This is a genomic window from Streptomyces sp. NPDC006458 (assembly GCF_040612135.1).
Lineage (GTDB): Bacteria > Actinomycetota > Actinomycetes > Streptomycetales > Streptomycetaceae > Streptomyces.
In genome coordinates, this window is sequence record NZ_JBEXPR010000004.1 from 154,022 (window position 1) to 164,324 (window position 10,303).

General features: G+C 71.3%; 6 protein-coding genes. 3 read left to right on the forward strand and 3 right to left on the reverse strand.

The window, feature by feature from the left end; all coding sequences use genetic code 11:
* Positions 1-473 precede the first annotated feature (473 nt).
* The 3 genes from ABZZ79_RS07355 to pgm all read right to left on the reverse strand — a co-directional run bounded on the left by ABZZ79_RS07355 (position 474) and on the right by pgm (position 7,871).
* The gene (locus ABZZ79_RS07355; RefSeq protein ID WP_356687401.1) at positions 474-4,748 is read right to left on the reverse strand and encodes a caspase family protein; all 4,275 of its coding nucleotides are present in this window, start codon (positions 4,746-4,748) and stop codon (positions 474-476) included.
* Positions 4,745-5,614 carry a hypothetical protein gene (locus ABZZ79_RS07360; protein WP_356687403.1) on the reverse strand — a complete coding sequence of 290 codons (870 nt, stop codon included), beginning with the start codon at positions 5,612-5,614 and terminating at the stop codon, positions 4,745-4,747. The genes ABZZ79_RS07355 and ABZZ79_RS07360 overlap by 4 nt, the downstream gene beginning before the upstream one ends.
* A gap of 616 nt (positions 5,615-6,230) precedes the next feature.
* On the reverse strand, positions 6,231-7,871 hold the full coding sequence (gene pgm / locus ABZZ79_RS07365; protein WP_356687405.1) for a phosphoglucomutase (alpha-D-glucose-1,6-bisphosphate-dependent): 1,641 nt from the start codon (positions 7,869-7,871) through the stop codon (positions 6,231-6,233).
* A 461-nt stretch (positions 7,872-8,332) separates the two neighbouring features.
* Between pgm and ABZZ79_RS07370 the strand changes: the two genes are divergently transcribed.
* The 3 genes from ABZZ79_RS07370 to ABZZ79_RS07380 all read left to right on the forward strand — a co-directional run bounded on the left by ABZZ79_RS07370 (position 8,333) and on the right by ABZZ79_RS07380 (position 10,287).
* Positions 8,333-8,491, forward strand: coding sequence for a hypothetical protein (locus ABZZ79_RS07370; protein WP_356687407.1), 159 nt, complete (start codon positions 8,333-8,335; stop codon positions 8,489-8,491).
* Between the two features lie 843 nt (positions 8,492-9,334).
* Entirely contained in the window at positions 9,335-9,562 is a 228-nt protein-coding gene (locus ABZZ79_RS07375; protein ID WP_356687409.1) for a hypothetical protein, read from the forward strand.
* Positions 9,559-10,287: a 4'-phosphopantetheinyl transferase superfamily protein gene (locus ABZZ79_RS07380; protein ID WP_356687411.1), complete on the forward strand. Its 729-nt coding sequence runs from the start codon at positions 9,559-9,561 to the stop codon at positions 10,285-10,287. The genes ABZZ79_RS07375 and ABZZ79_RS07380 overlap by 4 nt, the downstream gene beginning before the upstream one ends.
* Positions 10,288-10,303: the final 16 nt, after the last annotated feature.

Below are 10,303 nucleotides of genomic sequence, written 5' to 3' on the forward strand. Positions count from 1 at the left end.
GTGTCCGTCAACTGGCTCTGCCTTTCTGACCACGGGTTGACCGCAGCCATTCGTAGGGTTGAGGCACCCAGGGGAGCGGGGTGTGGCTTTCAACTGGCTGCCGACTGTGGTTCCGGAGGCTTGGCCGCCCCGCTCCCCACGACGACTCGACCGCCGATTGGGAGGCGCCCGGCCCGGCCCGAGGGGCGACGACGGCTGCCGCAGGGGGCTTTGACGGTTCATCAAAGAGGGTCGCAGGGCAGCGGCAGTTCCGGCTCGGGCGTGAACCCCGCACCGGCGCGACCCCTCGCCTTCCGGCCGGAGGGCGAACGACTCGCCATGGCCCGCCTCGCTCGACGACGGCCTGTACGGCCGCGTGGACCCGGGTGTCGGGGCCCGTGCCTTTATTCGCCCTCGACCTGCGCAGCCGGGCCGCCGGCTTCGACATGGCGGGGGCCGCCCCGCGGAGCTGAGTGAGCACGGGGATCACCACGTCACCGAGGGAAGCTACTCCGGTCGAGACTGAACATCGCGACGCTGCTCCCCGTGCCCACGACCAGTTCTCCGTCCGGGCCGGCCGTGCAGGCGAATACGGGCGCGGGCATGGTGAGCTCTGCGATGCAGTGGTGATGCTCCAGGTCCCACACTCGTACGGTGGCGTCGTCGCCGCCGGTGACGGCGACCGGGCGGCCGTCGACCGTCGTGCAGGTGATCGCACGCACCGCTCCGGCATGGGCGTTCAGGGGTTCGCCGATCGCCCGATGCGTGGCCAGGTCCCAGACGCGCACCGTCCGATGCTCGCTGCCGGTGACGGCGACCGGGCGGCCGTTCACCGTGGTGCAGGCGACCGCGTGTACGGCTCCGGTGTGACCGGTGAGGGGTTCGCCGATCCGCCGGCCGGTGGCCAGGTCCCAGATGTGCACCGTCCGTTGCTCGTTGCCGGTGACGGCGACCGGCCGGCCGTCGACCGTGGCGCAGGCCATCGCGCGTATCGAGGATCCGACAGGGCTGCCGAGGAGGGGCTGGTGGGCGGCCAGGTCCCACACCCGCAGCCCTTCACGCTCGCTGCCGATCACAGCGACGGGCCGGCCGTCGACCGTGGCGCATGCCAGCACCGGCTTCGAACGGAGTCCGGTGTAGCTGGGAAGTATCTCGTCCCGCAGCCCGCCGGTGGCCAGGTCCCACACCCGCACCTTGCCGTCTTCGCCGGCGCTGACGGTGACCGGTCGGCCGTCGACCGTCGTGCAGACCATCGCGCACAGGGTGCCGGCGTGACCGGCCACGCCCTCGTCGCGCGGCTGACCCGTGGCCAGGTCCCACACCCGTACGCTCCCGTCGTCACTGGCGCTGACGGCGACGGGAACGCCTCTGAAGGTGGTGCAGGCGACTGCGCGTATCGGTCCGGCGTGGCCGGACGAGGGCTCGTCCATGGGCCGTCGGGTGGTGAGGTCCCACACGCGCACGGTCCGGTCCTCGCTGCCGGTGACGGCGACGGGCCGGCCGGCGACCGTGGTACAGGCCACCGCGACCACCCGTCTCGTGTGGCCGGTCAGAGGATCGCCGATGGGACGGCGGGTGGTGAGGTCCCACACGCGGACCGTCCGGTCCTCGCCGGCGGTGACGGCGACGGGCCGGCCGGCGACCGTGGTACAGGCCACCGCGTATACCGCTTGGGTGTGGCCGGACAAGCGGCCGCCGAGGGGCCTGCGGGTGGCGAGGTCCCAGACCCACAGCGTCCGCTCCCCGCCGCCGTCGACGGCGACAGCGACAGGACGGCCCTCGACTGTGGCGCAGGCGACCGGGGCAGCGCTCCCCATGTAGTACCGGATGAAATCCGGCAGGGGTTCGTCGCCGGTCAGGTTCCACACCCGTACGGAGTCGTGGCCGATCACGGCGACCGGGCGGCCGTCGACCACGCCGCACGCGAGGGACCCTGGCGAGTGGACGGGGATGGGCCACGGCTCACCGAGAGGGCGGCTGGTGGCGAGGTCCCACACCGTCACCCCGTCACCGTCCCCGATGACGGCGACCGGACGGCCGTCGACCGTGGTGCAGGCCAGCGTGCGCATCCCGCGGGCGGAGGTGGGGAGTTCTCCCAGAAGCCGGCCGTTGGTCAGATTCCACACCCGCGTCGCCTCGCGGTCGCCGCCGACCACGGCCACCGGAATGCCGTCGACCGTGGTGCAGGCCACCGCGCACTGCCAGCTGGTGTGGCTGGGGAGGGGATCGACGAGGCACTGGCCGGTTTCCAGGTCCCAGATGCGCACAGTACGGTCGTAGCTGCCGGTGACGGCGACCGGACGGCCGTCGACCGTGGTGCAGGCAACGGCGAGAACCCCGCTGGTGTGACCGATGAGCGTGTCCAGCAGGGCTCCCGAGGGGATGGCGCCTGCGGTGGCCCATCGTGGTTTCCAACTGTTCGAGGGCAGGCGCTCGGTGAGTGACGCGTGCAGACCAGCGAGCCGGTGCCGGGCGGCGTCGCGGGCGAGAATGTGGTGTCTGGCCCCCGGGTCAGCGCGGCGGTGCTGCTCGAGAGACGCGCGGTACATCGAGGCGACCGCCTGGGCCTCGGCCGTCCGGACGGAGCGCATGGCGGGTACGAGGGTGTCGGGGTCGGCGTTGACCAGGAAGCCGGGGTCCGTGACCACGTCGTCCAGACGCTGCGCGGCAGCCGCGTGGGCCGGCAGGTGGCGCAGGGTGTAGGGGTGGGCGAGGGACCAGTCGCGCGTGCCGTCGGTCCGGTACGGAACGCGAGCAGTGAGGGTGACGGTGAAGGCGGCGTGCACGGCCTGGGGATCGGTTCCCTCGCACAGATGTTCCGCCAGCGCCTGATGGTAGAGCCGGTAGGCGGAACGGCCGGACTCCGTGGCCTCCACGACGTAGGAGCCGGCCTTGTGACGCAGCCACAGCAGGTCCTCGTCGGTGTAGACGCGGCCGGAGACGGCGCCCGCCAAGGAGGCCCAGATGTCCTCCCAGGGCAGTCCCTGGCCCGCGGCGAAGGCCAACGGGAGCAGCAGATCCGCCGCGCGCTGGGCGTCTGGGCCCAGGCGGCGGGTGAGGTCCTCGCGCATGGCCTGCCCGGCGTGGCGTGGCAGTCCTGCGAGCCACCGCCGGTCATGCGGGTCGGCGACATGGTCGGCCGCGGCCAGGGTGCCAGCGGTGATACGGGCGACGAGGAAGGAGGTTCCGGCGGCATCGGCGACCGCGGTGGCCACCGAGCGCAGCGCCGTTCGGTCGTGCCGGTAGGGGGAGGTGGGGTGAGAGTCCAACAGGCTGCGCACGGTATAGGCGTGCAGGGCTTCACGGTCCGCGTAGAGGGAGGCGTCCAGATCGATGACCGGCCCGCCGTGTGCAGGGCTTGCGGCGGCTTCGAGGCCGAGGTCCTTCAGCAGGTGGGAACGCGAACCCAGCAGGAACCGGATGCGACCGCGGGACTTCTCGATCAGTGGGCGCAGGACGGTGGAGCACAGGGTCTCGGGCGTGGCAGCCTCGTCCAGAGCGTCGATCAACGCGGTGAAGGGCCGCGCGTCTCGGCGCGCCTCAAGGGCTCCGAGTAACTCGTCGACGGTGCCGGCGCGCACGTTCGCCGCGGCCGTCAAGCCCTTGAGTACCTCGCTGTCGGTGAGATTCTGCGCGTACATGGCTACGTCGAGGCAGCCTTTGTCAGGCACCAGGCGCGGGGCGAGGCCGAGATGTTCCCGGGGCACGGTGCGGCCGCGTTCAGGATGGGAGAGAGCGGTGACCAGGCCCAGGACCGCGGATTTTCCCGAGCCGGGCCCTCCGGTGACCACGAGCGGGGGCGAGTGTCTGTCCGTCGCGCGCCGGCCTAGCCAGGCGGTGATGTCGGCGAGGGCGGAGTGACGACCGCAGAACCACCAGCCCTCCGCCGCGTCGCCGTGATAGGCCTTGGCGCGCACCAGCAGACGCGACGTCAGCTCGGTCTCCCGGCGGGCGAATTCGGCGGCCTGCTGAACTGCCAGGTCCACGTCCGTCAGCCGGGTGCTGTGCCGGGGGTTGGCCAGGAACGGGGGTGCCTCTCCGGTCAGTCCGATCATGGTGAGAGAGATGCGCTGGTGACCGGGCCGGTCGGGGTGATCGTTCATCGCCTGTACCACGGTGGGGACCGGGAGCGCCTGCGGTCCTTGCCCGGCGGTGGCCCAGTTTCCGACCGCCTCGGTGAACAGCTTCGGCAGGAGGCCGGCCATCGCCTCCTGATGTGGCTGAGCGGATGAGATGATCATCAGGCCGGACCCGGCGGACCGGCTCCAGCCGGCGCTGACGCGGCCGAGCGCGGCGGCGGCCAGTTCGTTGCCTCCCTGGCCGGAGTAGCAGGTGTCCAGTATCAGCAGCAGACGGCGGATCCCTGTTCCGAGCAGCGTCACCCGAGCGAGGTCTGCCGTGGGGAGCGAGGTGTACGCCACGTCATCGGGGTCGGTGTCGGCCGTGTACAGGACATGGTCGCCGCTGTGGTCGAGGACGTCACCGTGGCAGGAGATGTAGACGGCCAGCAGGTCCTCTTCCCGGCGGTCCGGGGCGGTGCAGAACGCGCGCAGGTGGTCGGTGAGCTGGGCGCGGGTGGGATCCAGCCCCAGCTCGCTCTGGTGCCGGTATCCGAGCTGCCTGCCGAACAGCTCGATGATCCGTTCACGCGCCTGAACCAGGCCGGGCCGGTCCCAGGCGGGACACCGCGAGTGTCGGGCGACGGCTGTGGCGATCAGGAAGCGGCGCGGTTCCTCGCCCATCGCGGCCCCGCCGACGTGCGGACTCATGCGAGGCCGTCGACGATGGCACGGCCGCACAGGGCATCCGTCAGATACGCGGTCACGTCATGGGCGTGCGAGCCGTTGTGGACCCTCACCGAGCGGACCAGGTCACCGAAGCTCGGGCGGAGGTCCTTCACCAGCGCCACGACGTCGCCGTCATCAGCGATGTTCGTCCAGACCATCTCCCGGCCGCCGGGCCACACCCCCCGCTCAGCACCCCCCGGGCCCCGTGGCACCGGTTCCAGGCGGTGCAGGACCAGGTGTGGAATTCCCAGCGGTGAGCCGAGGGTCACAAGCGCCCGCACCCCGTGCCCAGGCCGGGCGCACAACGCCTCGTACGCAACTACCGAGCCCAGGGAATGCGCCACCACGACACGAGTGTCCTCGGCGATCACGTCCAGGACCCGGCCGCGTACCCGCTCACGGACGTCGGCGTCCGTCAGATACAGATGTACCTGCTTCAGGTCGAAGATCAGCCCGCGCAGCGCCACTCCTGCGAAGAACCGCGACCCCGACAGCGCCCGAAGTGCCGCCTGGACCGACCGGGGAGTGGCGGCCAGTGTCTTCGCGCCGGGTGGCACCACCGCCGGGTCGGTCTCCGCGGCCTCACGCCACCACTCCAGCAAGAGCTCCTGCTCGAAGCCCTGCTCCACGTCGCCACCGACATACGGCGCGTCCCCGGCGGCCAGGAAGTCACCGGCCGGGCGGAAGCAATCCCCGTAGAACGCCATCTCCACCTGCAGCTCCGCTGCGGCGCTCAGGGCCCCGGCCCGGCGCAGCCCGTCGGCCATGGCCGGCCGCCATTCCGTCAACAGCGAATCCTCTCCCAGCAGTTGCTTGCCCACCCCGTGCACTGCCACCACACGTGCCATCACGCCCCCGGCTCGCCCCGCTCGTACCTGGCACTCTAGGAGCCGCCGACACTCGATGGGGCCGACTCCGCGGCATATGTGCGCGGTGGGCTCTCTCCCGGGGCCGCTCGTGCCGACGGGCACACCGAAGCCGGGTGATCCGTGCCTACTGGTCCTGGGCAACCGTCCATCGACCGCTCGCAACCAGTGGCTTCGGCCCCCATGAGGGGACCGGACGCCTCGGGCGAGCCGGGCGTTGCCCTGGAAACGAAACTGTTCTTGTCGTCGTGGGCGGTTCAGGCGATCGGACGGCCGTTGCCGACGCCGCGCTGAGGTCCCGGTGTCGGCCGGGGGCGGGTCTCGTAGAGCGGACGGCGTCAGTCAATGGCGGCGAGGAGAACCTGCGCCGGCCGGCCGAGGCGCGGGCCATCGCGCCGGTGGGGTGCGTGCGGAACACGTACGGCCTCGGGGGACGCCCCGACCAGGACGCGTGCGTCCGCGCCCCATCCGGGACAGGCTCTCGGCCGCGCACCCCGAAGCGACGCACGGTGACGGTTCTGCCGTTTGTGCCACGGCGAACGGTGTCGTGTCTCGCACCGGGGTGTCTACGGCCGGGGCCCCCGTCGGCTCGTCCGTCTCAGGCACCCAGCGCCGCGAGGACCACGGACTTGGCCTCCTCCTGAACCCGGTGCAGATGGTCCTGACCGTGGAAGGACTCCCCATAGATCTTGTAGACGTCCTCGGTTCCTGAAGGGCGGGCCGCGAACCAGGCGTTGGCGGTGGTGACCTTGATGCCGCCGAGGGCCGCGCCGTTGCCGGGGGCCTCGGTGAGCACCGCGGTGACCGGTTCGCCGGCGAGGGTGTCGGCGGTGACCTGGCGCGGGGACAGCTTGGCGAGCAGTGCCTTCTCCTCGCGGGAGGCGGGGGCGTCGATGCGTGCGTAGGCGGGGGCGCCGAAGCGGTCGGTGAGCTGCGCGTAGTGCTCGGAAGGCGTCTTGCCGGTGACGGCCGCGATCTCGGAGGCGAGCAGAGCCAGGAGGATGCCGTCCTTGTCGGTGGTCCACACCGAGCCGTCGCGGCGCAGGAAGGAGGCGCCCGCCGACTCCTCGCCGCCGAAGCCGAGGGTTCCGTCGGACAGGCCGTCCACGAACCACTTGAATCCGACCGGGACTTCGACCAGCTGCCGGCCGACGTCCGCCGCTACCCGGTCGATCATGCTGGACGACACCAGGGTCTTGCCGATCCCGGCGCGCGCGGGCCACTGCTCCCGGTGGGAGAACAGATACGAGATCGCCACGGCCAGATAGTGGTTGGGGTTCATCAGGCCCCCGTCCGGCGTGACGATGCCGTGCCGGTCGGCGTCGGCGTCGTTGCCGGTGGCGATGTCGAAGCGGTCGCGCTGCTCGATGAGCGAGGCCATGGCGTACGGCGAGGAGCAGTCCATGCGGATCTTGCCGTCCCAGTCCAGCGTCATGAAGCGCCAGGTGGGGTCGGTGAGCGGGTTGACCACGGTCAGATCGAGCCTGTGCTGTTCGGCGATACGGCCCCAGTAGGCGACGGAGGCACCACCGAGCGGATCGGCGCCGATCCGCACGCCGGCGGACCGGATGGCGTCCAGGTCCAGCACGCTGGGCAGGTCGGCCACGTACGCGCCGAGGAAGTCGTGGCGGCCGGTGCCTGGTGCGGCCAGGGCGCGGCTATAGGGGATGCGCCGTACGTCCTTCAGACCGCCCGTGATGATCTCGTTGGCGCGGTCCTGGATCCATGAGGTCGCCTCGGATCCGGCGGGGCCTCCGCTGGGCGGGTTGTACTTGAAGCCGCCGTCGGCGGGCGGGTTGTGCGAGGGGGTGACCACCACGCCGTCGGCGAGGCCGGAGGTGCGGCCGCGGTTGTGAGTGAGGATGGCGTGCGAGACGGCAGGGGTGGGCGTGTAGCCGTCGGCCTGGTCGATCAGGACGGTCACGTCGTTGGCGGCGAACACCTCCAGCGCCGTGATCCGCGCGGGCTCGGACAGGGCGTGGGTGTCGGCGCCGAGGAAGAGGGGGCCGTCGGTGCCCTGGGCGGCGCGGTACTCGCAGATGGCCTGACTGGTGGCGGCGATGTGGTCCTCGTTGAAAGCCGCCGCGAGGGACGAGCCGCGGTGCCCGGAGGTGCCGAACGCCACCCGCTGCCCGGGCTCGGCCGGGTCGGGGTGCAGCGCGTAGTACGCCGTGACCAGGCGGGCCACATCGACGAGATCCTCGGGCCCTGCCACCTGTCCAGCTCGCGCGTCGTTCATATCCCCGCTCCTCCGTAAAGGTCGACCGTTATGTACTGCCCTCATTCTCCCCTGCCCGGCCCGTCCTCCACGTTGCCGAACCTGTGCATGAGGCAGTCACGTGACGGAGACAACACGTTCGGCTCCACGGGAACGAGCGCGAGGGACTGCGACAACAGGTCTCCTGGAACCACTCGTTGGCTCGGCAGCCGCAAGACGCCGAGAGGTCCAGGCCCCTGCCGGCACCTCGCGAGAGGCAACCTCGCACAGTCCACTGACCAACTGGTCGAGATCGGGGCGGAACGGGCTGACGATCTCCCTCGGCAACCCTGAGACGCTCAAAAGGAGAGTGAGCCGGTCGACCACTGCCGCTCGACCTTCCGGAATGCCTCGTGCACCCGACCTGACCGGGCACAGAATGTCGGGTCCGGGGTGGTGGGCGCTGCCTAGCGTGGTGGTCGTCAAGAGGAAGGGAACCGGACATGCTGGAGCGGCTGAACCAGGGGTCGCCGGTCACCGGGCTGGCCGCTGGGAGCGCGTCGGTGACGAAGATGTGGCAGACCGCCCCGCCGACGGGCTTCGGCTCACCCCTTGTGGTACCGCGTTCGACGACGGCGGAGCGGTCGGGGATCAGGCCGTAGCGGTTCTCGCCGGTCAAGGCGAACGCGGTGCCGGGACCGCCGTCCCTGGTCCAGGCGTCGCCCTTCCCCGTGCGCTCGTAGAGGGCGGAGCGGTCGGGCTGATCCCAGGACCTCTCGCATGATCAGCCCCCCGTTGCCTTTTCGTGGCTCCGCGATGGGACCTCCGGCCTTCGAGTCCGCTCAGACCCGCGGTCTGGTCAGCAGCACACACCAGCCGCCGCCATGCCGCCACCGACGGAAGAGTCGGAGGCCGTCTGCCGCGGCTCGTACTCCGGCGGCACATCTGTCCACGCGGCACCTGTCCGCACGGTCCGGCGGGATCCCCTCGATCAGCCGCCGCCGACCCGCCTCTGACCTGCCCGACACCGCGACCGGCAAGTGCGGTTCCAGCACCGGCCGAGCCCACACCTACGAACCGGACGGCTCCGGAAAGCCGGCCCCAGCCACGCGCGGAATCACAGCATTCCAACTGCGCGGGCGTAGCACATCATTTCAGCCAGGACCGCCGCGCGAGTAGTCGACACTCAATTCGAACACCTGATAGGGCCCTGCACCCGTGCCCCACCGGTGAAGCACCGCTGGACGCTCCCCGCGTCGGGGAGTAGGCGGCTGGCCGCGCTTGAGTGCCTCCCACTCATGAGACCGCGTGGTCCCGGTGTTGTGCTGGGGCCGATGCCCCACACCGTCCGCCACACACCGCGCCCCCCGTCCCCGACGCCGACGCACCCGCGCCGCTCAGGGCTGCCCCGGCCGCTCAGGCCGACGCACGCCCAGGGCCACCTCCCCGCACGTCTGTGCCGCCCCGCCTTCCCGGCATACGAAGGACACGAAGGAGTCGGCTCGATGAGGACCGCGAACCCTTATCCCGCCGGGATCGGCAGCACCCTGCCGCCTTCGATCCCGGCCGGGCGCGCGGTCACCGAGGGAGTTCACGGCGACGACGGGCGGCAGGCTTCCGACCCGCGGTCGCTGCCCATCGACGCGGCCCGGGCCGCACTGGCCGACTCCAGACAGCTCCCGGACGGCTTCCGCATCCCACGTGGGCACGGCGCCGAGGAGGCCTCGCGATGACGGACCTGTGGCTGCTTCCCGAGCAGGCGGCGGGCGCCTTCGCAGAGCGCATGGGCGGCGAGCGGCTGCTCTGCGAGGAGGAACACGCCCGTATGGCACGGATGTTGATGCCGCGCCGGCGTCGGCAGTTCCTCGCCGGACGGCTGCTGTGCCGGCATGCGCTGAGCATGCGCACGGGTCATCCTCCGGACGGCTGGCAGTTCCCGGTGAACGAGTACGGGCGGCCCGAGCCCAGTCCCGACGGCTACGGCGTGCGGTTCAACCTCTCGCACACCGACGGCCTCATCTGCTGCGTCGTGACCGACGGCGCCTCCTGCGGCGTGGACGTGGAAAGCCCGCTGTCACAGGAGTCGGCCACTCACGTGGCCCGGTTCTTCTCCCCCTCCGAGCGCTCCGAACTGGCTGCCCTGCCGCAAGCCGAACGCGCTGAGCGCACCACAGAGTTGTGGGTGCTCAAGGAGGCGTACATCAAGGGTCTTGGCATCGGCGGGCGGCGCGACTTCGACGGTTTCGCCTTCGCCCCGCGCACCGCCGCCACCATCACCGTGCACGACCCGCAGCAGCCGCACGGCAGCGGGCCCGGCTGGTGGTTCGAGCTGCTGCGCACCGCCTCCGGACACTCCCTCGCCATCGCCGTCGAGGGCGGTCGGGCCGACACCGTGCACCTGGTGGACCTGACCGATCCGACCAGCCTGGACGAGCACTTCGCCGTATCCGGCGTCTGACCACCACAGGAGTCCT

Excerpts from the sequence above, each read along its gene's own strand:
- ABZZ79_RS07355 (WP_356687401.1), bottom strand. The coding sequence starts at position 4,748 with ATGAGTCCGCACGTCGGCGGGGCCGCGATGGGCGAGGAACCGCGCCGC.
- ABZZ79_RS07360 (WP_356687403.1), bottom strand. The coding sequence starts at position 5,614 with ATGGCACGTGTGGTGGCAGTGCACGGGGTGGGCAAGCAACTGCTGGGA.
- pgm (WP_356687405.1), bottom strand. The coding sequence starts at position 7,871 with ATGAACGACGCGCGAGCTGGACAGGTGGCAGGGCCCGAGGATCTCGTC.
- ABZZ79_RS07370 (WP_356687407.1), top strand. The coding sequence starts at position 8,333 with ATGCTGGAGCGGCTGAACCAGGGGTCGCCGGTCACCGGGCTGGCCGCT.
- ABZZ79_RS07375 (WP_356687409.1), top strand. The coding sequence starts at position 9,335 with ATGAGGACCGCGAACCCTTATCCCGCCGGGATCGGCAGCACCCTGCCG.
- ABZZ79_RS07380 (WP_356687411.1), top strand. The coding sequence starts at position 9,559 with ATGACGGACCTGTGGCTGCTTCCCGAGCAGGCGGCGGGCGCCTTCGCA.